Origin of the sequence: Cryobacterium sp. TMT2-4 (genome assembly GCF_004402575.1) — a bacterium.
Taxonomy (GTDB): domain Bacteria; phylum Actinomycetota; class Actinomycetes; order Actinomycetales; family Microbacteriaceae; genus Cryobacterium; species Cryobacterium sandaracinum.
Genome location: NZ_SOGE01000039.1, coordinates 23,116 through 46,259 on the forward strand (window position 1 = coordinate 23,116; position 23,144 = coordinate 46,259).

General features: G+C 62.0%; 16 protein-coding genes and 1 pseudogene. 6 read left to right on the plus strand and 11 right to left on the minus strand.

From position 1 onward, the window contains the following. Positions 1-43: 43 nt before the first annotated feature. From E3O54_RS14295 to E3O54_RS14310, 3 genes are all read right to left on the minus strand, one after another. Complete coding sequence (locus E3O54_RS14295) at positions 44-412, minus strand: DM13 domain-containing protein (protein ID WP_134374923.1); 369 nt, start codon at positions 410-412, stop codon at positions 44-46. Positions 413-741: 329 nt separating this feature from the next. Next, positions 742-975, minus strand: coding sequence for a PLDc N-terminal domain-containing protein (locus tag E3O54_RS14300; RefSeq protein ID WP_158250188.1), 234 nt, complete (start codon positions 973-975; stop codon positions 742-744). Positions 976-1,630: 655 nt separating this feature from the next. Next, entirely contained in the window at positions 1,631-3,178 is a 1,548-nt protein-coding gene (locus tag E3O54_RS14310; protein ID WP_134343079.1) for a bifunctional UDP-sugar hydrolase/5'-nucleotidase, read from the minus strand. 656 nt (positions 3,179-3,834) lie between these two features. On the opposite strand from E3O54_RS14310, the gene E3O54_RS17400 reads away from it, so the two are divergent. After that, positions 3,835-4,269 carry an SOS response-associated peptidase gene (locus E3O54_RS17400; RefSeq protein WP_134401887.1) on the plus strand — a complete coding sequence of 145 codons (435 nt, stop codon included), beginning with the start codon at positions 3,835-3,837 and terminating at the stop codon, positions 4,267-4,269. A gap of 210 nt (positions 4,270-4,479) precedes the next feature. On the opposite strand, the gene E3O54_RS14325 is transcribed toward E3O54_RS17400, so the two are convergent. The 8 genes from E3O54_RS14325 to E3O54_RS14360 form a co-directional block, all read right to left on the minus strand. Continuing rightward, the gene (locus E3O54_RS14325; RefSeq protein ID WP_198411497.1) at positions 4,480-6,135 is read right to left on the minus strand and encodes an ABC transporter ATP-binding protein; all 1,656 of its coding nucleotides are present in this window, start codon (positions 6,133-6,135) and stop codon (positions 4,480-4,482) included. Between the two features lie 141 nt (positions 6,136-6,276). After that, entirely contained in the window at positions 6,277-7,233 is a 957-nt protein-coding gene (locus E3O54_RS14330) for an ROK family protein (RefSeq protein ID WP_134401889.1), read from the minus strand. A gap of 85 nt (positions 7,234-7,318) precedes the next feature. Then, on the minus strand, positions 7,319-9,799 hold the full coding sequence (locus E3O54_RS14335; protein WP_241976918.1) for a glycoside hydrolase family 2 protein: 2,481 nt from the start codon (positions 9,797-9,799) through the stop codon (positions 7,319-7,321). Beyond that, the gene (locus E3O54_RS14340) at positions 9,796-10,731 is read right to left on the minus strand and encodes a carbohydrate ABC transporter permease (protein WP_134343075.1); all 936 of its coding nucleotides are present in this window, start codon (positions 10,729-10,731) and stop codon (positions 9,796-9,798) included. Before E3O54_RS14340 ends, E3O54_RS14335 begins: the two co-directional genes overlap by 4 nt. Beyond that, positions 10,728-11,663, minus strand: coding sequence for a carbohydrate ABC transporter permease (locus E3O54_RS14345; protein WP_134343074.1), 936 nt, complete (start codon positions 11,661-11,663; stop codon positions 10,728-10,730). Before E3O54_RS14345 ends, E3O54_RS14340 begins: the two co-directional genes overlap by 4 nt. Before the next feature lie 88 nt (positions 11,664-11,751). Next, the gene (locus E3O54_RS14350; RefSeq protein WP_241976919.1) at positions 11,752-13,071 is read right to left on the minus strand and encodes an ABC transporter substrate-binding protein; all 1,320 of its coding nucleotides are present in this window, start codon (positions 13,069-13,071) and stop codon (positions 11,752-11,754) included. Positions 13,072-13,154: 83 nt separating this feature from the next. Beyond that, the gene (locus E3O54_RS14355; protein ID WP_134401890.1) at positions 13,155-16,139 is read right to left on the minus strand and encodes a carbohydrate binding domain-containing protein; all 2,985 of its coding nucleotides are present in this window, start codon (positions 16,137-16,139) and stop codon (positions 13,155-13,157) included. Between the two features lie 174 nt (positions 16,140-16,313). After that, on the minus strand, positions 16,314-17,177 hold the full coding sequence (locus E3O54_RS14360; protein WP_134401891.1) for a LacI family DNA-binding transcriptional regulator: 864 nt from the start codon (positions 17,175-17,177) through the stop codon (positions 16,314-16,316). A 109-nt stretch (positions 17,178-17,286) separates the two neighbouring features. On the opposite strand from E3O54_RS14360, the gene E3O54_RS14365 reads away from it, so the two are divergent. The 5 genes and pseudogenes from E3O54_RS14365 to E3O54_RS17050 all read left to right on the plus strand — a co-directional run bounded on the left by E3O54_RS14365 (position 17,287) and on the right by E3O54_RS17050 (position 22,949). Further along, positions 17,287-18,576 carry an ROK family transcriptional regulator gene (locus E3O54_RS14365; RefSeq protein ID WP_198411498.1) on the plus strand — a complete coding sequence of 430 codons (1,290 nt, stop codon included), beginning with the start codon at positions 17,287-17,289 and terminating at the stop codon, positions 18,574-18,576. Next, positions 18,569-20,110 carry a carboxylesterase/lipase family protein gene (locus E3O54_RS14370; protein ID WP_166805264.1) on the plus strand — a complete coding sequence of 514 codons (1,542 nt, stop codon included), beginning with the start codon at positions 18,569-18,571 and terminating at the stop codon, positions 20,108-20,110. Before E3O54_RS14365 ends, E3O54_RS14370 begins: the two co-directional genes overlap by 8 nt. Positions 20,111-20,205: 95 nt before the next feature. Beyond that, entirely contained in the window at positions 20,206-21,225 is a 1,020-nt protein-coding gene (manA, locus tag E3O54_RS14375; RefSeq protein ID WP_166805265.1) for a mannose-6-phosphate isomerase, class I, read from the plus strand. Positions 21,226-22,074: 849 nt separating this feature from the next. Continuing rightward, positions 22,075-22,461, plus strand: a pseudogene (locus E3O54_RS17045) (SDR family oxidoreductase); the annotation flags it as partial. Positions 22,462-22,697: 236 nt separating this feature from the next. Continuing rightward, positions 22,698-22,949, plus strand: coding sequence for an SDR family oxidoreductase (locus tag E3O54_RS17050; protein ID WP_241973010.1), 252 nt, complete (start codon positions 22,698-22,700; stop codon positions 22,947-22,949). The last annotated feature ends 195 nt before the right edge of the window (positions 22,950-23,144 follow it).

The following is a 23,144-nucleotide window of genomic DNA, read 5'->3' on the forward strand; positions in this document are numbered from 1 at the left end:
ACGGATACGGGAGCGACTGCAGTGTCGCCGGATAGATAGTGCGCTACCCGAGTGGGGCCGAGCCAAAATGTAGATAGTCGGGACCTGTGTAGTCGAAAATTGTGACGCTGTGAATCTCGTCCATGTGTTGGCTTCCCCGAATCTCGATCTCTTGCGTACTGGCTGATGCCCTGACGGTGGAGATGTCATAACTGAGGCCGCCATCGGTGGTCCAGGCGCTATCAGTGTTCTTGACCAGCTCCCCTTCATTGAGGTAGAGCCTCAAGTTCGGAGAGGCTCCCGTGCTGAAGTCGCTGAGGGTCGCCCAGACAGTGCCATCGCTGCGACGTTCGATCTCAACGGAGCCGACGGTCTCGGTCCATTGAGTCACGAATTGCCCTGCAAGCGGGAGTTGCCGCTCGAATCCGCTCATTCCGGCGGAATTGTTTTGGCTCGTCTCCGTCGTCGGAGACGTTGAAGGCGTTGAGGTGGGCGTTGGCGTTGGCGTTGAAGCTTGCGATTCAATGCTCGGATTCGGGGCGCTGCCACAGCCGCTGGAGCAGAGCACGATCACCCCAGCCAGCACTAGTGCCGATGTCTGACGCAGAGCGAATCGCATGCGCTCGAACCTACCGGTCAGGCGGCCGTTGCCGGCGCATTCGGATACAAGGAGTTTCACAGAGGTTGTTCGCGCTACAACGCCCTTCCTGCCCCGTGGGCAGTCACCCAACCCCCTCCGCGAAGAGAAATGAAGGTCGAGGTCTACCGAACCTTGTGTGTGAGTCGAAGGCCGAATGGGTGTGGCCCGGCGAGGTACCAAACGAGCGCGCCGAGCAGAGGCGCGAATACGACGGCGATCATCCAGAGGGCCTTCTCCACCTCGGACAGGTCGCGGGTTCGCGCAATCTGGACGATGGCGTACGCGATCGCAGCGAGGTAGAGGACGGCGACGACGGATGCGAGAGCGACTGCAAGTGCGGCTGGACTGTCCACCACGGTTCCGTTCGTTTGGATACTTCAAGATAGGGCCCCAGTGAAGATGCGTCTCCGGAACCTCCTGTGGGGGACTTGCACTCGCTACTTACCGGCAGCGGGCCCGTGACCTTCCGTGGGTTGGCTCGCCTCAAGAATGGCGCTCTTGCGCCGCCCCCAGCGGATGAAAAGCCCCAGAGCCACGAAGACCCCAACCACAACGAGAACCTGGACTACCACCCAGAAGTTCCACCAAAAAAGAGCACTGAATTCCATTTCGACCCCGCCCTCGATTCGCGGACACCTGAGTGCCCTACTCAGCGCGAGCCTACGACCGCGAGGTCGTTCGGGGAAATATGCCGTCGATTGCTTCGCCAGGAGGGAACATCCGGAGCAGCTCGTAAGACGAACGCTTCATTGGCACGGAATTCGCCGCCAGGGCTCCGAGCCGACGTTGACCGGCGGGGTGCCATTTCGGAACCCTTATCGGGACGGTCTATCCCTCAGACGGTGAGATCTTCCCAAACGAAGTTTGTGGTCTCGCCCGATTTCCAGGCTTGACGAAGAATCGCATAGGCGACTGATGCCAACGGGTGCGCGCTGGTCACGAGCCAGCCCTCGCGGTAGTGAGCTTCCTTGATGAACGCCGTGCGCGAGGCCGCCGATTTCGGCGTCGGTCTTACGGCAGGACGGTGATCCGTCCCTCCGTCGTCGCGTCGACGACGCCGAGCGACTTTGCGTGGGCCATGATCGCCTCCGCGTCGCTTGGCGCTCCCGAAGCTGGGACCAGCACTGATCCTCCCGAGAACCCGGCGACGCCGTCGCCGCCACCGACGACGTAGTTTGTTACCGCCACCGAGTACGTGGATCCGACGTCGATTGGTTCCCCGGCGACCCGGACGTCGCTGACGCGTGAGCCGACGGCAGCACTGGGGGAGTAGGAGTAGGAAATCCCCGACACCTGGGGGAAGCCGCCTCCCAGAATGTCCACGTGTCCAACGCCCTGCTCGAGTGCTGCGACGATCCCGGCCCCGGACGCCTGCACGACCATGACTTTGTTATCGAAGGGTGCGATGGAGTACGCGTCCCGCGTGGTGAAGTCCGGCCCTGGTGCCTCTGCGCGCAGGCCACCACCATTCATCCACCCGATCTGGGTGCCGTGGTACGCGCGGAAGGCATCCGCAACCCAGTTGCCGAGAGCTGTTTCCTGGCGGCGGGCGGCGTTCTCAGGGTTGAGCAGCGGGGTCTGGACAGTGGCGAGGACCGTGGAGAGGTTGGCCGCCATATCGGCCTCGTAGAACTTCTCGAGCTGGCGCAGACTCGGGTCCGGGGTGACCGTGTGGTCCACCTCGATCACGGACGGGGCGACGATGTACTCGCCGCCCTCTTTGGTGATGTCGAGCCGGATGAGCGAGCCGATGTTCCCCTCGGGAGCCATCAGAGGGACCGCGCCGGAGTAGGAGATGACGGACTCGTACTCAGCCATCTCCTCGCCGAAGATGGCATCGATCTCCGGTACGGCCTGCGCCAACACCCGGTTGTCGTCCATCGAGTGCTGAGTCACTGCCACCACGACGTCCACCTTCTCTGTCGCTGTCATGTCAGCCACGGCGGCCCGTGCGGCTTCGACGGGATCGGTCTCGTCGAGCTGGTCGCTGGCCAAGGTCGTATCGATGGCGTCGGTCAGGCCGATGAAGCCCACTCGCACCTTGCCGATGCGCTGGACCTCCCACGTGCCTCCCGCCACGAACGGCTCGCCCTCAGCGTCGACCAGGTTGGAGGTGATCCACGGAAACTCCGACGCGGCAACGAGCTCGCGGGCGATATCGATCCCGAAGTCGAAGTCGTGCTGGCCGAAATTCGCGAGGTCTACGCCGATCTTGTTGAAGGCGTCGACCATCGGGAACCCCTTGTAAAGCCCGCCGAAGAGCGTGCCTCCGGCCAGATCGCCGCCGAAGACGACGGATGTCGCTGGATTGTCCTCACGCACCGTGTCGATCGCAGCGGAGAGACGGGCGACACCGCCGCGGTCCTGTCCGCCGGAGAGTACCGGTCCGATCTCGTGGGCGTCGTTAAAATACAGCAGGGTCGCGGAATTCGACGCGCGCGGGTTGGCGGCATCGGCGCCCTGATCGGGCGGGGCGGCCTGGGCCTGGGCCGGTGCAGACGCCGCCAGTACTATCGCAAAGGCCGGAATGGACAGGAGTCGGATCAGGGGGCGCGTCAAGGTGTGGTCCCTTCGAATTCGGAGCGTGCGTACCCGACCAAGGTCCCCGCAGGGTGTGAACGTGACCTCTCCTGCCAAGGTCATTTCAACGTCCTACTGATTAACAACTGACTTCACACTTTCCAGCGCGGCGGCTTCCAAAATAGCGGAACTCCTGATGGTCTGGTTTTTACTACACGGTGCAAGAACGGTGACGCCGACCGCGGACTTTCGCACTCTCCCGGTAGGTCAGGCGGCTCGGGGGCGGGTGGATGAGGGCGTCCACGATTTGTGGGGTGAGGCGCTGCAGGCCGGAGATGGCATTTATTCGTTGGCGCCACAGGGTTGAGCGTAGTTCGGCGAGGTCGTCGCCGTGGGTGGGGATGTACCAGCACCAGATCTCGTTGTAGATCCAGAACGAGAGCGCATCGGCTGCTCAGATGCTGGCGGGTGATGTGCGCGTAGTGTGACCGGCATGGACGACGACCTGGGTGTGCCGAACTGTCAACGATGCTTGGTCCGTATGGTGATCTTGGGCACCGATGAAGGCCCTTTCTGATGCTGCCTGGAGTGCGGATTCGTTCGCTTCGTGTGACGTTGGCCGTCCTCGCACTACCCAGACAGCGCCGGGTTGATCCCATTGCTGACGAAGCCGGGGGAGAGCTAGTTTCAACTGCATGTGCGGCAGATACGTGGTTCCCAATACGACAGACGAGCTGCTGAGCCTCTTCGACGCCACCGGCGCCAACGCCGCCGACTGGAAGCCCTCGTACAGTGTTGCGCCCACCGACCCGGCACCTATCGTGCGGGAATGGACCCGTGATGAAACAGTGCAGCGGGACGTGGACCTGGCCTCGTGGGGATTGAAGCGAGGCTGGGCAAAGCCGGGAGGCCCGGCCCCCATCAACGCACGCCTGGAATCGGTGGCCAGCAACGGCATGTTCCGCAGCCCGTTTGCCAGCCAACGGTGCCTGGTGCCTATGCCCGGCTACTACGAGTGGCAGCAAGATGGAAGACGGGAGACAGCCCTACTTCATCCACGGCGATGGCGATGTGCTGGCTGCGGCCGGCCTCTATGCGGCGATCGCGGAAATGGGGAAGGTTCCGGATAGTGCCTTGCTTTAGAGCCAGACACGCTGGTCTTACTTCGTGATGTGGTCTGAGCAGCTATGCGGGAACAACACGAATGCGGCGATATAGAGTACCTACTTTCATCCGCGTTTTCTGAACCAGGGTGAGGTGATTCTGCGCTGACAGGCGCACCGGTTGAGGTCTCAGGCTGGGGCCTCCCTGCTTGTGCAATTCGGTTCGAGGAAGATTAGTTAGGCCGCGGCCGACATCTCTGCGTAAGCTCCACCCGCGGAAAGGAGCTGTTGGTGGGTGCCCACTTCGACGATGCGGCCGGCGTCGAGAACTACGATGCGGTCCGCGTCACGGATGGTGCTGAGCCGGTGCGCGACGATAAGGGTGGTCCGCCCGTGACGAAGGCGTTCGAGGGCATCACGGACTTCGGCTTCCGTTTTTGGGTCGAGAGAGGCGGTCGCCTCGTCCAGAATCAGCAGTCGCGGATTACGGATCAGCGCGCGCGCAATTGCTAACCGCTGTCGCTGACCGCCGGAAAGCTGTGCGCCGCGCTCTCCAACGGGCGTGTGCCATCCCTCTGGCAAGTCGAGGACGAATTGTGCGTTGGCGGCGAGAAGCGCATCCTCGAGCCGTGTGTCGCTCGTCTCGGGCAGTCCGTAAAGAACGTTGTCTCTGATGGTGCCTCTGAACAGGACGGGCTCCTGAGGGACAACGGAGATGAAACGGCGGGCGGTGCGCATGTCGAGCGTGCTGACGTCGAGCCCATCGAGAAATACGCGGCCGTCGGTTGGCCGCAGCAACCCGAGGGCGATACGTGTGAGGGTGGATTTTCCCGACCCGGAAGGACCGACGAACGCTACCGTCTCTCCCGGCCGGATCTGAAGGCTCACATTGGTGAGAACATTGTGTTCGCCATAGCGGAAGGTGACCGATTCGAAGTCGATCCGACCGGAGGTAGCGAGGACGACCATCTTTCCCTCGTTGTCCTCGATGTCCGGTTCGGTCAGGACCTCAGCTATGGATCGCCGGGATTCCAGCCCTCGGGTGATAATAGGCGCGGTTTGGAACGCGCCGGAGATGGATCCAGTGAGTAGAGCGAAGTAGGAGCTGAGGAGGACAACTTCGCCTACGGTGATCGGAAGGAGACCGGTCATGGCGACGATGGCTGCTCCGAATAGGCTCCCCAGGGTGATGAGCTGGTAGCTACTCCATGACAATGCGCCGAAACGGCCGTTGAGCCGATCCAGGGCGACTCCCGCAGTCTCGACACGGCGTGCGGCATCTACGACTCGCCCCACGGACACGCCTTCGAGACCGTGGGCTCGAGTGATTTCCAACAGGGAGGACATCTCTCCCACGGTCGAGGACATGGTCTCGACGTCGCGTCGGAACGAAGCGTTGCTCTCGGCTGTTCGGCGTCGCAACCAGATGATGAGAGCGGCTGCAAGGGGGATGGTTAGTGCGAACACCCCCAGAAATTGAGGCACTCGCGCTGCGGTTACGACACCCGCGCCGATGAGGATGGTTATGGCATTCAGAAGCGGGCCGGATGCCTGTTGAAGCATCAGCTCCAAGTTTTCAACGTCGCGTACTACCTTCGTTTGCACGATCGACGCGCTGCCGCGGGCGTGGTATTCGAAAGACATGAGTTGAAGGCGCACCGCCAGCGCTTCCCGGAGCCGAGAGCCCATCGAACGCACCGCGGACGAATACAGTCGGACGTAGATGTTGTTGGCGGCGATGTTCGCAATGATGGTGGCCGCCCCGACGGCGGCCGGCAGGATCAGCGCGTCTGGTGCCTTCTGGTCAACTAGGGCGTCGACGACTGCCGCCGTTACAAGAGGAAGGAGCCACAGAGGGCTTTCTTTCACAACAAAGGCTGACGCTGCGACCATTATGCGTCCGGCCGCCGGACGCAGGGCCGAGCGAAGGAGCTGGTCGGGTCGGATCTCACAAAAGGGTGCCATGGTGCTCCGCATGTTGTTGGTGACCGGTCGTGGGATGTCAGAACCTACCCAGGGATGGATGGCGGAGAGTCAGAGGGTTGAGGCTAGCGTGACCTCGCCAGGGTGACCGATCAAATGTGGTCGGTGGATGAGGGCCGCAGCGCCGATCAGGGGGCCGTCGCTGCCTAAGCCTGACGAGAGGATCGCGACGTCGCGGGAGTAGTCGAACACCGCATGGTCGCGCGCCGATCCGCGGACTATGTCCAGGTAGGAGGGGGACACATGGGAGAACCCTCCGCCAATTGCCACTGCCTCAAGGTCAAGGAGTGTGGCGACGTTCGCAATAGCGCGTCCCACGGCTGCTGCCGAACGCTGAACCGCGGCGATAGCAATGGCGTCGCCGGCGCCTGCTGAACGTCCAAGGTCCTCACCGGTCTGCCCTGACCACCCGTGCCTCCTAGCCCAGTCAACGCTTCTGAGTCCGGAGGCGATCCCTTCGAGTGTTCCGCCGTCCGAGGTCCCGTCGTCCGAGCGGTCAAGGTGAATCTGCCCGATGTGGCCAGCGTTGCCGGAGCGGCCGAAGACTATCCGGCCGTCCAACATGATGCCGCCGCCGACACCGGTCGACACAACAATGCTCATGGACGATGAGGTCCCGCGGGTCGCACCAATCCAGTGTTCGGCGAGGGCGAGGCACGTGCCGTCGAGGCACAACTCGACAGGACGGTCGGGGACGAGGTCTTCGACGAACGAGCGGACTGGGAAGCCGCGGAGAAGAGGCAGGTTTTTCGGAAGGATCATTCCTGCGGCGAGATCGACGGGGCCTGCGGATCCGATCCCGACACCGACGATCACCGTGCCGCCCGACTTCGCAGTGGAGGCCATCACGCAGCCCTCTAGTGCAAGGCCGAGGCCGTGTGAATCCATATCCCGGCCGGTCGGGACGCGGTGCCTGCTCTGGGCGACGATGTGTCCGTCATCGTCGACAAGAGCAGTCTCGATCTTGGTCCCGCCGATATCGATTGCAAGCGCGAGTGAGTTGGGCATTGGTGTTCCTTAGGTTTGTAACGCATCCGGGCACACGAGGCCCGGCGGATGGGGGCATCCGTCAGGCCTCGTGTGTGACGGTGAACTAAGCCCAGTCCGCCACGAGCTGGTTGGCGGTGCGAAGTACCCGGTCTGACACCAGTTGGCGAAAATCGATTGGGCGGTCAGTAGTGACATGTAAGGTGACGGACTCGCCCGGGAGCAGGGTGACGAGCTGATCGTCTACGACTGCCTGGGGGTCGACCTTGTCGATCAGCAGAGTGATGTCGCGGACGAGGTTGTCCGCTGTCACCGTGACGTCCACACCTCCGTCGACCGTCTTGACTGTGGTCGACAGGCGGGCGGCTTCGAGGGCGGAGTCGCGATACTCGGCGAAGAACCAGAATGCACGCGTGTCACCGAAGTCGACGACCAACAGCTCATCGTTAACGTCTCCAGGTGTGCCGGTCTCCTCATCGATCGCGATCGTCGCTGCGGAACGCGCGTCGACGTGCACGTCCTGCCGGTTCTCGGCAAGGACGGTCCCGTCGAACCGTAGGCGACGGATCACGTACTCACCATCCCAGTCCTCGGCGCTGTCGTTGACGGCGACGGTTGCGAGAGAGTCTGCGCGTGGCTGGACGGTCAGAAGGCGGTCCTGGTAGACGTGCTTGAGCGCGTAGAGCAGCGGTTTGGCGACACCGTAACCGTCGATGGCGGCCCAGGACGTGACCGGCCAGCAGTCGTTGAGCTGCCACACGATAGAGCCCATGCACCGAGGACTCTCTGATCGCATGTGCTCGATTGCGAGGGTGACTGCGAGCGCCTGGTTGAGGGACATGGCCCAGTGCCAGTCCTCGGTGTTGTCCGGAAGGGGTAGGTGCGCGACGAGGCCGTCGGTGAGCTTGTCGTTGCCGTCCGTCGCCTTTTGGTGATGGATCATGCCGGGCGACTCCGGGGTGAGGGGGTTGTCAGAAATCGACCGTTGGATGCTCGACCAGGATGCCGGGCCTTGCCAGCCGAACTCAGCGACGAATCGGGAGTGGATGTCGCGGTAGGCCGGGTAGTCAACTCTGTTCCACAGCTCCCACAGGTGCACTGATCCGTGGTTGTAGTCGTTGGCAAAAATTTCCGGGTCGCCCGACCAGGGGCTTCCAGGCGTGTAGGCGCGGCCGGGGTCGAGTTCGGAGACGAGGCGGGGGAGGAGGTCGAGGTAGTAGCCCAGCCCCCAGGTGCGTCCCTGCAGGCGCTTGGCCCATCCCCATTCCTCGTAGCCCCAGATGTTCTCGTTGTTGCCGTTCCAGAGAGCCAGGCTCGCGTGTGGCATGATCCGAGTCACGTTGTCGCGGACTTCAGCTTCGACCTCGCTCCACAGCGGCTCCTCCTCGGCGTAAGAGGCGCAGGCAAACAGGAAGTCCTGCCAGACCAGGATGCCGCGCTCGTCGCAAAGTTCGTAGAAGTCGTCGGACTCGAAGTAGCCGCCACCCCAGATGCGCAGCAGGTTCATGTTGGCGAATTCCGCCTGGTCCATTCGCCGTGCCAGGCGGGCGCGGTCGACGCGGGTGATGAAGGCGTCGTCCGGGATCCAGTTCGCGCCTCGGATCCATACCGGTTCGCCGTTCACGACAAATCGGAAGGAGGAACCTTCAGCGTCTGGCTCAAGTTGCACTTCGATGGTGCGGAAGCCGATCCGGGTGGTCCAGGTGTCGACGGAGGCGCCGCTCACGCTCGCGTCCACGGCGAGGTCATACAGGGGCTGGTCTCCGAATCCGCGTGGCCACCACAGATCAACGTTGGCGATGGCAATCTCGACTGTTGCTGTCGTGCTGCCAGCGGGGATGGTGGCTGAGGACCTCTCCCCGGCGATGCTTGCCGTGAGGACGACTGGTTCGTCGGAGGTGCGGTCGATGGCCACGTTCACGCTGACTCGCCCGGTTGACTCGTCGACGACCACCACGGGTCGCACCGTCGCCAACCGTGCGGTGCTCCAGGCGTGCAGAGATACGGGCTTCCAGATGCCGACGGATGCCGCATCCAATCCCCAGTCCCAGCCGAAGTTACAGGCGGCCTTGCGGATGGCGTTGAAGGGGTGGGTGTAGGTGTGCGGCCGGTAGCCGATTTCGAGGCTGGCCCGGTCGGCTTCAGCAACGGGGGAGGCGAAGAACACGGAAAGCTCGTTCGGTCCATCGATGAGAAGTTCATCAATCGCGAGGCGGTAGGTGCGGTGCTGGTTGCGGGTGGTAGCGATCTGATGACCGTTGAGGGTTACCGTGGCGATAGTGTCCAGTCCCTCGAAGACCAACTCGTGGCGGTCGTGCCCGTCGGCAGTCCACTCGAATGTTGTGGTGTATTCCCAGTCGCTTTCGCCGATCCAGGTCACCTTCTTCTCGTTCTGATCGAGGTAGGGGTCGGGGATCAGGTTCGCGGCAAGCAGATCGGTGTGTACCAGTCCTGGGACAGTTGCGGGGAATGACTTTCTGGCTACCGAGGAAGGGATGGGGCCGCGCTGCGCGCGGACGCTCCAGCCGTCGTGCAGGGGGCGCACGGCCGCGCTTATGAGAGTCGGATCGGTGATGGTGTCGGTCACTTTGTTGCTCCTGAGGTGAGTCCGTTGTAGATGAAACGCTGAAGGAAGAGAAAGGCGATGAGCGTGGGAACGATGACGAGGATGGTTCCGGCGGCGATGACTTCCCACTGCGCCCCGAATGGGCCCATGAATCGGAAGAGGGACGTGGAAATCACGCCAAGATCCCGTGAGGGCATATAGAGGAAGGGGATGTAGAACTCGTTGTAGACGGCAATGCCCTTGATAATCACGACCGTGGCAACGGCGGGTCTTAGCAGCGGCAGGATGATTTTCCAGTACACGGTGAATCGACTGGCACCGTCGAGCGTGGCGGCCTCATCGAGGGAGATCGGGATCGACTGCATGAACTGCAGGAAAATGTAGATCGCGACGATATCAGTGCCGGTGAACAGAAGGATGGCCGACCATCGGGTGTTGAAAAGATCGAGGGCGTTGATGACCTGGAAGGTCGCCACCTGGGTGGTAACGGACGGGACGAGGGTCGCGAGCAGAAACAGTGCGGTGACCAGGGACCGGCCGCGGAATCGGAACCGGTCGATAGCGTACGCAGCCATGGTACCGATGAGCACAGTGCCAGTGATCGAGATCACGAGGATGATTGCCGTGTTCACGAATCCGGTGATCATGTCGCCCTGGGTGAAGGCGATGACGAAGTTGTCGAAGTTGAACCAGTTGCTCGGGGGAACGAGGGGACCCGTGCTCCGATACTCCGCAGACGTCTTGAAGGCGAGCATGAATATCGTCACGATCGGAATTAGCGCGAACAGGCAGGCGATGACCAGGGACGCGTACTTGCCAAGCCGGCCGAAAAATCCACCTGCACGGCGTCGCCGACGGGGGCTCTTCGTACCCGAACTCCCAGACGCTGCGATTGCGTGGTCCGTCACGGGCAGTCCCGTGGCGTCCACTGGGCTGGGCTGGGTGCTGGTCATTCCTGGCCCGCTTTCTCGTCGGGGAAGACGCGTCGTTGCACTGCGGTAATGATGAGGACAATTGCGAGGAGGACAACAGCCATCGCCGAGGCGAGACCTACCTTGGAGTAGCGGAATGCGGTGTCGACGGTTTGGATGACGAACGTCTCAGAACCGTTGGCACCGCCGGTCATGATGTAGGGCATTTCGAACGCCGAGAGGGCACCCGCGATGGCGAGAATGAACGACAGGCCCAGGATGCGCCGGATGCTCGGCACGATGATGTACCGGAACTTGTCCCAAGAGTTCGCCCCGTCCAGATCAGCCGCTTCGTACTGCTCCGCAGGAACGGATTGGATGGCGCCGAGGAAAAGTACGAAGTTCAACCCCATGTATCGCCACACTGAGGTCGCAGCCAGCGACGTGTTGACAACCGACGGATCGCCAAGCCACTGCGGGGTGTTCTGCACGCCGAAAGCGCCGAGGACGGCGTCAAGCGTCCCGTCAGGACGGAAAAAGTACAGAAACATCAGCCCGATCGCGACACCGTTGATCAGGTATGGGAAGAAGATAACGCCCTTAAAGAAGTTACGGAACCGTGTCTGAAAGCTCAGCAGGGCCGCGAAGAACAGCGCTAAGCCGAGTTGGGCGATGGCACCGGCAAGGTAGAAGAGGCTGACCAAGAAGACGCGGAAGATCTCCGGTTCAGTGAAGATTTTGATGTAGTTGTCGAGCCCGACCAAGCTTTTCTCTGGATCAAGGCCGTCCCAGTCAGTGACGCTGTACCAGAACATATTCGCGACGGGGATGTAGGTGAGAACGATGAGGAACGCAAGCGGGACTGCCAGGAACAGCCACGGCGTGATCCGTCGGCCGGCCAGCCGCTGTTTGCGTTCCGGCCGGATCCGTTTGCTGGCTCCCACCTCGAGGGAAGGAGTGTCGGTGATCGACATGTCGATCCTTTCGGCATCTTCGGGGGATGCGGTTGAAGGTGGGAGGAAACGGGCGGCCCGCTGCTAGGCGGACCGCCCGTCGAGTCGTTTATTCGACGACGGCGGCGCGGGCGGTAGCCCAGCGCTCGTTCAAGTCATCGAATAGTGACTTCTTGTCGCCGTCTCCCGCGCCGCGGGCGGCGTCAATGAGCCCCTGGCGGTAGGAGTTGCCGAAGAGGTCGATCTCGGCCTCGTTGGCGATATCGGTGATGACGGCCTCTTTGCCGACCGGGTCCGGAGCGAGCTCGAGGTACTCAACGCCGATCTCGGTGAAGTCGGAGAGGGTATCGGGAGCAGCGGCGTCGATGACGGGACTGATCGCGCCCTGGCTCGCGGCGAATCCGGACTCATCTGTGAACCAGTCGACCCAGGCACGGGCAGTGGCCTTGTTCTCGGAGTTCTTGTTGATCGCGAGGAATTTGTCGGACGCGGTCACCGAGGTGAACGTGCCGTCCTGCGCCCAGGGCATCGGCCAGAAGCCAATGAGGTCGCGCGATTCGCCGGCCTTTTCTGCCGCATCCTGCATCTGCGCGACGGCCCACGAACCAAGAACCATCGAACCGATCTTGCCGGTGGCGAGGAGGTCTTTGGATTCCTCCCAGTTGGTAGTGGTGGGGTCATCCTCGCTGAGGCCAGCCGCGACCGTGTCAAAGAGCAGACCGTCGATGTTGAACTGGTCGTTACCTTCCGTCCAGGGGGCATCGTCAGCGATCATCTGGCTGCGCACGTCGGCGCCCTGAACGGTTCCGAGATTGCCCTCGATCGTGGCCAGTGGCCAGCCGTCCTTGTAGTTGGTGTAGTAAGGAGTGACGCCGTTGTCCTTGATTTTCTTCAGAGCCGCCAGGTATTCGGCCTCCGTCGTTGGGGGACTTGTTATGCCAGCATCTGCCCAGACATCGCGGTTAAAAACGTAGCCCATCGCTGAGCCGAAGGTGGAGATGCCGTAGGCGGTGCCGTCGAAGGAGCCTTCGTTGGTGAAGCGGTACTTCTTTGCCAGGTCTTCAGTCGAGCCGAGAGGCTCAAAGTAGTTCGCGAACTTGTCTTTGGTGACGTTTGAGCTGGGGATGAGCAGAACGTCGCCGAAATCCTTGGAGTTGAGGCGGATCTTCGTGTCGCCCTCGTAATCGGTGAGAGCCTCGAACTTCACCGTGGTACCCGGATACTTCTTCTCGAAGGTCTCGGCATAGTCGGCGAAGGTGGTGTCAACGAGGTCGGTGCGGTTGGTGAGCACGGTGATCTCGCCGGCCGGTTCTCCAGAGTCGTTGGCTGCGGAGTTGCCGGTGCATCCGGTAAGGGCAAGTGCGGCCGTCACAGCGATGGCCGTAGCGCCCATCAGTGCGTTTCGTCGGGTGTGTGGCGTGTGTTGCACGATGATTCTCCTTGGTTGGCCGTCGCCGTCATCGGCGCCGGGGCGTTCGGATTGATGTACAGAGGGGTAGAAGCAGGTTGGTGTTAGTGGGCGACCACGACGGTGGTGATGTCGTCGATAGTCATGGTTCCCGTGCCAGTCCCGTTGATATACAGCGCGAACTGGGTGACGGAGGTGAGGTCAAGATCGGCCTGTGGTGCCCACGACGGTGGCGCGAAGTCAGTGAAGGGGATATTGACTGTCTGTGGTCCGTTAGTCAGTGGCGTCACAGACGCTTCCCAGTAGGCGCCGTTCGCGACGAACTGCACTGAGAGGGAGTTGCTGACGTCGGCATCGATGTTCAGGGTTAGACCGGAGTATCCCCACCAGTTTTGTGCGCCGCTAAAGGTCTTTACAGTGCCGGCGTAGCCCGCGGTACCCAGATCGTAATCGAACTGAGCAGCCCTGGTGCCGTTGGCGTCGTTCGCGGTGAGCGAGAGGTTGATTGCGCCGCCACCAGCATTTCGGACGTAAGCGGCCTGCAGGTCCGAATCAGCTGCGTAGTCGTCGAAGTCGTCGACAACTGTGGGTTCAGTGGGTAGGGCTGCGGTAAAGAAGTCGCGCCGTTCTGACGCTGTCGATCCGGCGCCATTCACCGCGGTCACCTGCCATGAGTAGGTGGTCTCCGGGTCCAGCTCGAGAGCCGGCCAATATCCCGTCGCGGTTAAGCCGGTTGCGGACGTAACGGGCGTACCGGGGGCGTTTGTCTTCCAGAGCTCGAACCGGTAGTAGGCGGCGGAGACGGCGGATTCCCAAGAGAAGGCTGGTGTGGCGGTGACCGATGCCGCGGCGGCTGCGGGAGTTCCGAGCTCCACCGCTCCGGGTGCAGTCAGTGATGCTGCGTTGGGAGAGTAGATACTGACCGAGCCAATCTGGGGGGTCCAGATTTCGCCCGCGAACTGGGGCCAGGAAACTCGGAGATGGTTGACGCCCGTCAAGTCCTCGACACTGTAGGTGTAGGGCTTCCAATTTCCAACACCGGCGCGCGTCTGCGTTTGCAGAGTTGTCCAGGTAGACCCATCGGCGGAGCCCTCGACCGTGAGCGCGGCCACGGCTTGGTCGGGCCAATACCACGCGTCGATGTCGGCGCCGCTGATGTCATCAAACGCCCAGGAGAGACTTGCCAGGTTACTGCTGTCGCGTTTCACCCGTGAGGTATCGCCGCCGAATGATGTCGGGTTGCTGCTGTCGAACGAGAGGTTCCCGTTGTGTTGCGCAGTCTTCGAGAAGTCGTTCAGGGGGTCGAACAATGCGATAGTCACTGCTGCGCTAGTGATGGTGGCGCGTTCAACCTTGCCGTTGCCCTTCCAGCTCAGGCGAACGGCGTCTCCGGAGAGACCGTTCGCGATCACGAAGCGGTGCCCTGCTCGCACCACGTTTTTGGTAGGAACGTCAGTCCAGTTGACTCCATCGACGCTCGTGGACACGACGACAGATTTAGAATCGGTGACCTTGAACGTCGCGCTGAGGAGACCATCGCTCTCCCAGGTGATGCTGGCGGTGCCGCCCTTTGTGCCTGCGGCAACGCCGCCGGCAGGTGTGGCGAGGATGTCGGTCCCGTCGTGTGTGGAAGTAAGTGACCAGCTTTCAAGCGGGTCGACGAGGACAGCTCCTTCATTGGGTGCCGCGACCGCGTCGGAGGCAGTCCGGCGTCGGTCATTGGCGTCGACCGGGATCACCCGGTAGGCGGCACCATCCGGAGATTCGTAATCGGTGACGGGTGACGCTGAGGCGGACACCGGCCCGTCAGTCACGTCGGCCCATTTTCCCCCGTCGGTTGAACGCTGCACGATGTATCCGGCAGCACCCGCTGTCCCGCGCCAGGCGACCACGTTGATACCGTAATTCTGATCGATTGTGGTTATGAGAGGAATGCCGACTTTGAGACGACCCGGCTCGCTTCCTGTCGCGGCGCTGTAGTGCTGGATGGCGGCGACGTTTTCTTTCGCCCGCTCCGAGTCTCCCGGATAGTGAAGGGTGAATCCGTCGTCGTGCTGGACCTGGCCGCCGCGGTCGTTGTTGCCGAAGAGCGACCAAAAGAACATGCCAGAGACGTTCGGATCGGCGGCCGCGGCATCCAGGAGTTCTCCGGTGGCGGCCGTGGAGGCGTACTCGCCCGCGATGTAAATCTTGCCGGCGGCAGCAACGACTGCGGCGTCGGCGGAGACACGCTCGGCCGTTGGAGGGTAGTAGTGAACGTCAACGATGTCGAGGCCGGGGGCCGCGAGGGTGTCCGGGTCAATGTCGAAGCGGCGACCCGCTGCGACGAGCTGCTGCGGAGCCCGATCCTTAATATGGGCGACCTGGCTGTTGATCCAATCGAGGGTCATTCCCTCGAGTTCGTTGCCGAGCTCCCAGGCCATGATCGTCGGGTCGTCAACGAAGCGTGTACCGGTGATCGAGTTGGTGTGCGTCAGGATGTGGTCTACGTAGTCCTGGTAGGCGGCGATGGCGGATGGGTCAGAGTAGAACTGGTCTGCGTTAAGCCCGAGCGGAGTTGTGAAATCGCGGTGGCCTCCGTGGTAATACTCCCACTCGTCGGTCAGAGGTAGCACCAAGCGGATGCCCAGTGTTCCGGCGTAGGCCACGGCAAAGTCAATGGTGCGGAAGGCCTCATCGTTGTACTGACCGAGTTTAGGCATGAGCGCCAGCGGATCTGCATTGTCCTGACTGGTGGACGTGGTCATGTGCGAACGCACCACGGTGATGCCCATCACAGCGGCGGTATCCAGTGCGTCCTTGATCCGGAAGAACGTCGGGTAGTCGACTCCGCCGACGTTTTCATCGAGACCGAGCCAGTAGATGTTGGTTCCGCTAGCGCGGAATTGCTCGCCATCGAGGGTCAGAGAGCTTCCATCGCGTTGCACGAAGGCCTTGTTTTCGTTCTTCCAGTCGGACCCCTTCTCGGTGGCGCCGGCGGGAGCGGCTACGACGAGGGACGCGGCGGTAATCGCAACGAGAGCTAGTCCCGCAATGGATGAGCGATGTTGCTGCCGCGGTGACGCGGACTGGTGGGTGGCAGATTTCATGTTTTGCCAGGGCTCCTTCGACCGGGGACGTATCTGTTGCCGAGCGGTCCGAGCGAGTGCACGGTGCTGTGGCGTAACCCATGGTCGCGGATTGGTTAGCAGGAGTCAAGAACATATATAAATTACTTATGTAATACTTTTTGAGGAGGTATCTTCATGCAAGAGATTCGACGGCTAGCTCGAAACGTTCAATATCGGCGCCCCGGTCGATTCGCGGGCGACGACTACCACCGGGGGACTCGCGATGGATTGCCCCGAGACCGAGACAATCTCTTCGAGCAGTCCCTGACCGGCGAGCATTCCGATGACCTGGACATCATGCGATACCGCCGACAGCGAGGGCTCGCTCAGTTGGCATTGCGCGGAGTCGTCCCAGGCAAGCAGGGAAAGGGCACCTGGAACCGAGATCCCCAGATCTTGCGCCGAGTCCAGCGCACCGAGCGCCATCAGATCATTGTCAAGGATGGCGGCAGTCGGTGGCTTCTTGTGCCTGATCAGGGCGCTGATGCAGCGCCCGCCGGATTCGCGGGAGTAGTCACCGTTTTGCTCGATCGGTTCGATACCAAGACGTGCGCATTCGTTGAGGAAGACGTCGCGCCGGATTTGGCTATGCAGCAGATTGGCGGGGCCGCCGACGTGAGCAATCCGGATATGGCCGAGTCCGGCAAGATATTCGACGGCATCGCGCATGGCCATATCGTCATTGGTCCATACGGCTCGAAAGCCCGGAGCTGCCGTGGGCGGGCCAACGACAATCGCGGGCAAGCCAAGCGAGTGGACCAGCTGGGGTCGAGGGTCGTTGACAGTGAGGTCGACAAGAATGACGCCGCTCACTTCGCCGTCGGCGCTCCATCGGCGGTACGCCTTCGCCTCCGCTTCCGTATCTGGAAGCACATTCAAGAGAACCGAATATCCTGCAGGTCGCACGGCCCGCTCCACGCCCGCAATGAACTCATGGAAATACGGCTCTGCGCCCATGATCTCCGTCGCCCGAACGAGGGCGAGGCCGATCGGGCGCAGCAAGGGGAAATCGCTCACGGGGTCCTACTTTCGGTTAGACATCTCCAGCGTAGGTGCCTCATGCACTCATGCCGCCGCAGCAGCAGTCGGCAGAATGGTGACACACCGGTTGCCAGAGGACAGACCGGTGCGCCTGCTGCTTTACCGTACGCTAGCGAGCAGATCGAGAGGAGAAACGATGGCTCGTCCTGAGGCCACAGCGGCGGCGCCGGGCAGCCGGGCCCTAGTTGTCGACTTGATCCGCTCCTCCGGTCCGATTAGTCGTGTCGAATTGACTGCGGCGACCGGGTTGACGCAGCCGGCGATCTCTCTGATCGTGCGCAAATTACTGACCGACGGAATAGTCCGTTTGACTGGATCCACCGCAACCGGCGGTAAGCCGCGCCAGATGCTCGAGATCAACGCCCGTGCTCGCATCGCGGTCGGCATTCAGCTCGCTTTCGAGGCCATTACCCTCGTGGCCACCGACACCGCGGGTGGCGTCATCGCACGCCAGCAGATCGACGGTGCGGCACTGGACCCGCCAGAGGAGGTCACTCGCCGCATCGTTCGCGGGTACGAAAACTTTGTACGCGGGAGCGGGCTGGACCGAACCACGATTGCCGGCGCCGCCGTCGTCGCCCCGGGGCCGATCGACCAGAAAGCAGGACGAGTGCTTGGCCCTCCGACGCTCCAACATTGGCGGGACTTCCCGCTGCGCGAGGAAATCGGCTCCGGGATCGGTGTCCCCTTACTCGTCGAGAACGACGCCGCTGCGGCGGGGATAGGCGAGTTTTGGAGCCGCGGCGTCTCCCGGCACGAGACTTTCGGCAGCATATACATCGGGTCGGGAATTGGTGCCGGGGTCGTGCTCGACGGGGCGTTGTACCGGGGTGCAAGCTCCAACGCGGTTGAGATCGGTCACGTAACGGTCGTTCCCGGCGGTCGCGAGTGCTTCTGTGGCAACATCGGCTGCCTGGAACGCTACGCCGCCCCATCGGCCGTGGTCAAGGAAGCAGCGGAGAATAAGCATGCATTCGACGACCTGGACCTCACCTTCGAAATCGAACGGAATGCCCGCGAGTTCGACGTCATAGGACTCGCCGCCATCAACGGACACGCTGCAGCCGGCAAACTCCTACAACGATCCGCGGCGTACCTGGCCGAGGGCGCCGTGACTCTGGCGAATCTATTCGATCTCGACGCCCTCATATTGACTGGACCCGGCGTCGCCATCGCCGGGTCCATTTACACCCGCGTCATCAGAGCCCGGCTCGAGTCGCAGAGATTCGCCCGCCGCGCACATCCCATCAGCGTCGAACTCTCTGCAAATCCGCGCGACGCGGCCGCCATCGGCGCGTCTTCATTGGTCCTGCAAAGCACGCTGTCGCCCGGACACGGACCAGTCCTCCATCAATCAGCCATCGACCGTGGCTGACTCCACAGCTTCGCTAGTCCACACACCAGACGGTATTCTCCGCGGTCGCGTCGTCACCACGCCCGACGGTGTAGCGGCTGCGTTTCGCGGTATCCCGTACCGCGTGGCAACCCAACGGTTCCGACCCGGACGTCTCGTCGAACCGTGGAAAGGCACTCGAGACGCCATACAAGCCGGACCAGCTTCGCCCCAGCACGTCGACGACCCTGGCGGGCTACTCATCAATGAGCGCGACTGCCTGAACCTGAACGTCTGGACGCCTGCTCCGTCGGCGCACAAACTGCCTGTGTTCGTCTGGATACACGGTGGTCTGCACATCTCCGGGTCCAACGCCGACCCACTTCGCGACGGTGTTCGCCTTGCTGCGTCTGGCGGAATCGTCGTCGTCTCAATCAACTATCGCCTCGGCGCCCTGGGATACCTCACTCTCGACCACCTGCTCGGTCCGGACTACAGCCAATCCGGCAACCTCGCGCTGGTCGACATCATCTCCGCGCTCGAATGGGTGCGCGACAGCATCGCCCAATTCGGCGGTGATCCCCTTAACGTCACCGTCGCCGGCCAGTCCGCGGGGGCGACCATGGTCGCCACCCTTCTCGCATCACCACGCGCGGCAGGGCTGATGCGCCGCGCCATCGTCCAAAGCGGAGATCCCGAACGGGTGGGCTCACGTGCCTACGGAGAGGCCGTAACCGACGAACTGCTCGATCTGCTCCACCTCGGCGGCGATCCCGCCGGCATCATCGACCTGCCGTGGTCCACTATTATCCGCGCGCAACAACACCTGCTTGCAAGGCACTCCGCCGGGCGACCCCAACCTGTTCCGGTCTTTCGCCCATCGATCGATGGGCGTCTGCTGCTGAGCAACCCTGTGGCCGCTGTCGCTGGGGGAGCGTCGGCGGCCATTGACCTGATCGTGGGAACGAACCTGAACGAGGCAAGCGGGCACGTGGATCTGCGTGAACGCGGCACACACGCGTCACAAGCAGTCCTAGATGGCTCCCTCAGCACACTGCTGTCCAAAGAACCACTCGGGGAAAGATCCCTCAGCCGATTCGAGGCTTACAGGGATGCCTTTCAACTCGACACCGGCCGCGGCGCAACACCCGCTGAACTACTCGAAGCCTGCCTTACGGACACCACATACCGCCAACCTAGCCAGCGCCTTCTTGACGCGCGTACACAGGCGACTGGCTCGACGAGGTCATATCTCTTCGTTTGGGAACAACAGGACGCAACGTGGGCTAGAGGGGCCGGGCATTCCCTCGAATTGCCCTTTCTTTTCCGCCACGTCGATGACTCGCAACGGGCCCGCGCTGAAGCGGGGCTCAACGCCCCATACTCCCTGCGCGACGTCATTAGCCAATATTGGGTCGCTTTTGCAACGACAGGTGCTCTCGACTACTGGCCAGAATACGAGCCCAACCGCCGAAGCACACTAATTCTTGACAGCCCCACCCGGCTGGCAGACGCCCCGCGTGACAATATTCGCCGACTGGCCGATGAATCGCACATGACCAAATCCCCCAGTTGAGCGCTCCGTAATCTAACGCATCGCAGATGAGCGTCCGCTTCCCTTCGCCATCCTCTCGAGTTCTCCTGGTACAACTACCGTCCCTTGGAGTCACCATGTTCAACCGAATTACCGCTACGCCGAAGACCTACGCTTGGGGGTCCACCACGGCTCTTCCGCAGCTTCTCGGCGTCGCGCCCGACGGGTCACCGCAGGCGGAGCTCTGGATGGGGGCCCACCCAGACAGCACCACCTACATCCTTGATCCTCATGCCGGCCAGCCGGCCACGCTGAACGAGTGGATCGCAACACAACCGGAGGCAGCGCTGGGCGAACGGACCCGGCTGCCGTTCCTGTTCAAAATTCTCGCCGCCGCAAAGCCGCTCTCCCTGCAGGCACACCCGTCCCTCGAACGCGCCCGAGAGGGCTACGCCGAAGAGAATCGACGAGGGGTACCGAGAGACGCCCCAGATCGCAACTACAAAGATGAATGGCACAAGCCTGAGCTCATCGTGGCCTTAGCCGATGGGTTTCAAGCACTCTGCGGATTCCGCGCTATTGACCAGTCTCTGAAGCTCCTACAACACCTTGCAGCCCTCGCAGACGCGAGGCCGTCAATCCTCATTGAGGGGTTCCGGGACCAGCTCGAAAACGTCGGGATCGAACCGACGGTCAGGGCTGTCCTCACACGTCAGCCCGCTACTCTAGTAAGGGCGCTCGTCGACGCCTCACGATCGAACGATACCCAGGTCTGGGCAGCCGAGGCCCAGCTCTTGCTAAGCCTCGACAAGTGCTACCCCGGGGACCAAGGGATCGCGATCGCGGCCCTACTCAATTTCGTGAGCCTTCGAAAAAACGAGGCACTCTTCCTGCCCGCTGGAAACATCCACGCCCACGTTGCAGGCCTGGGCGTTGAGATTATGGCCGCCAGCGATAACGTCGTTCGGGGTGGGCTCACGAGCAAGAACATCGATGTCCCAGAGCTCTTGCGGGTGCTGGATTTCCGGCCTACACGCGTCCCGTACGTTAAGCCGGTTACCCGTGTCGACGGCTTCGTGGAGTACCACGTACCCGTTTCCGACTTCCAAGTCATGAGGGCCGATGCCGGCACAACGGTCAACTTCATCCCGAACTAATCTGCCGTGGTCTTCGCGACTACTGGATCCACGACCGTCACCCAAGGCAGCAACGTTTGGGTGCTAAAGCAGGGAGAAGCCGCATACATCGCACCAGGTACAGTGCCGTTCTTGCTCAAATCAGAAGGGGACACTTTCATCGCGACAAGCTGAGCTATCGCGCCACGAAGCAGATTGGCCCGAAAATGAACACGACCCTGCGCAGCATCACCCACAATGATCGTCAACCGACCCGTTGACGATAATTACCAGGTCATGATCAGCGTGACCCGGGATATAGAAACCTAGCCGCGCTAGCCGGCCAGCGCCGAATAAAAAGTTTGGTCAGGTATCTGAACTTTATGCCTAACGCTAAGAGCTCGTTGTTGACTCGCTGGGGTCAGGGCCAATCGGACGTCGACCGCGTCGTCTTCGGGGTGGGCCGAGTCGTAATCGTCGTGCTTAGCCATGAGCTGCCGCCTCCGCTGCAGTGGTGTCATCCGGCGCTGGGATCGGCGCTGGCGTGGGGTTTGGTGTCCTGGTCGGGGTGCGGTTGATGATGGTGGTGAGGGTATTATCGCGGAACCAGCGGCCAGTGTTGACCATGATGGGTTGGCATTTGGTGCTAAAGACGATGGCGCGCCATTCGAGGAGGGAGCCGAGGGTGGCGATGTTGAGGGTGCTGACCTTGCGTTGGCGGGCAAACAGGACGATCCCATTGCTGACGAGGCCGGGGGAGAGCTAGTTTCAACTGCATGTGCGGCAGATACGTGGTTTTGTAGGGCATGACGCCCAGTAGTGAGTCCGCGCGTCAGCGGGCCAGCATCCCTTCTTCTTGCTGTTTTTCACTACACATATTGGAGTCTCCACATGCCGTTTTCCTCATTGCCCCTCCTCCGCAAGACCGCACTCGTGACGGGCGTATCGCGTCGCAAGGGCATCGGATTTGCCGTGGCCCATCACTTCGCCGAACTCGGCGCTAACGTTTTCATTCAGCACTATTCGCCCCACGACGACGAACAGCCCTGGGGAAGCGACGACCTCGGCGAGGTCCTAGTAGGCATCACATCAGCGCAGATTGCAGACGCAGTCTTCGGTGACGTAAGCCTCGACTTGGCCGTGCCGGATTCAGCCAGCCTGCTTATGGAGGCTGCCTGCGGGCTCACCGGGGGAGTCGACATCCTCGTCTGTAACGACGCCCGCAGCGGGAGCGATGGCTCCATCTTCGACATGACCCCGGAGCTGCTCGATGGTCACTGGCAGGTCAACACCCGCTCCACGCTTCTGCTGACAAGAGCGTTCGCTGAGCAGTTCTCCGGTCACAGAGACACCGCACCAAGACGTCCGGGAGAACGACCCGAGCACGCCGTCCCGGTCGACGAATTCGCGACTGGTCGAGTCATCTGGATGACGTCGGGTCAGCTCCACGGCGCGATGCAGGGCGAGGTTACCTATGCGGCAAGCAAGGCAGCCCGGGCTGGGGTCACACCAACGTGGCCAGCGAACTCTTGGCGCGGGGCATCATTCTCACCACCATCAACCCCGGACCCGTCAATACGGGATATCTGGATCCGGAAACGACGGATCGCCCGCTTGAGGAGATTCAAGAATTCGTGCGGAACACTCCGTTCGGACGTTTCGGGTTTCCCGCCGACCCCGCGCGTTTGATCGGATGGCTCGCCACTGATGAAGGCCGATGGATCGTCGGGCAGGTCCTGACGACGGACGGTGGCTTCGGACTCTAGCCAGTTCTCGGTCGGGAACCTTTCCGGGCAATCAGCCACTCGTCGTAGCCGATTTGGACGACTGCTTGAGGAACGCGTCGATCGCTCCCCGGAGGCCGCGGTCAAGTCCAAATGTGTGGTGTAACGCGTCTGCCGCGTGATTCTTGGATTTCTAGGCGCTGAGGGCGCCGAGTTCGGTTGCGGGTTCCTCCTTCT

Excerpts from the sequence above, each read along its gene's own strand:
- E3O54_RS14295 (WP_134374923.1), bottom strand. The coding sequence starts at position 412 with ATGAGCGGATTCGAGCGGCAACTCCCGCTTGCAGGGCAATTCGTGACT.
- E3O54_RS17400 (WP_134401887.1), top strand. The coding sequence starts at position 3,835 with ATGTGCGGCAGATACGTGGTTCCCAATACGACAGACGAGCTGCTGAGC.
- E3O54_RS14325 (WP_198411497.1), bottom strand. The coding sequence starts at position 6,135 with ATGGTCGCAGCGTCAGCCTTTGTTGTGAAAGAAAGCCCTCTGTGGCTC.
- E3O54_RS14330 (WP_134401889.1), bottom strand. The coding sequence starts at position 7,233 with ATGCCCAACTCACTCGCGCTTGCAATCGATATCGGCGGGACCAAGATC.
- E3O54_RS14340 (WP_134343075.1), bottom strand. The coding sequence starts at position 10,731 with ATGACCAGCACCCAGCCCAGCCCAGTGGACGCCACGGGACTGCCCGTG.
- E3O54_RS14345 (WP_134343074.1), bottom strand. The coding sequence starts at position 11,663 with ATGTCGATCACCGACACTCCTTCCCTCGAGGTGGGAGCCAGCAAACGG.
- E3O54_RS14355 (WP_134401890.1), bottom strand. The coding sequence starts at position 16,139 with ATGAAATCTGCCACCCACCAGTCCGCGTCACCGCGGCAGCAACATCGC.
- manA (WP_166805265.1), top strand. The coding sequence starts at position 20,206 with ATGTTCAACCGAATTACCGCTACGCCGAAGACCTACGCTTGGGGGTCC.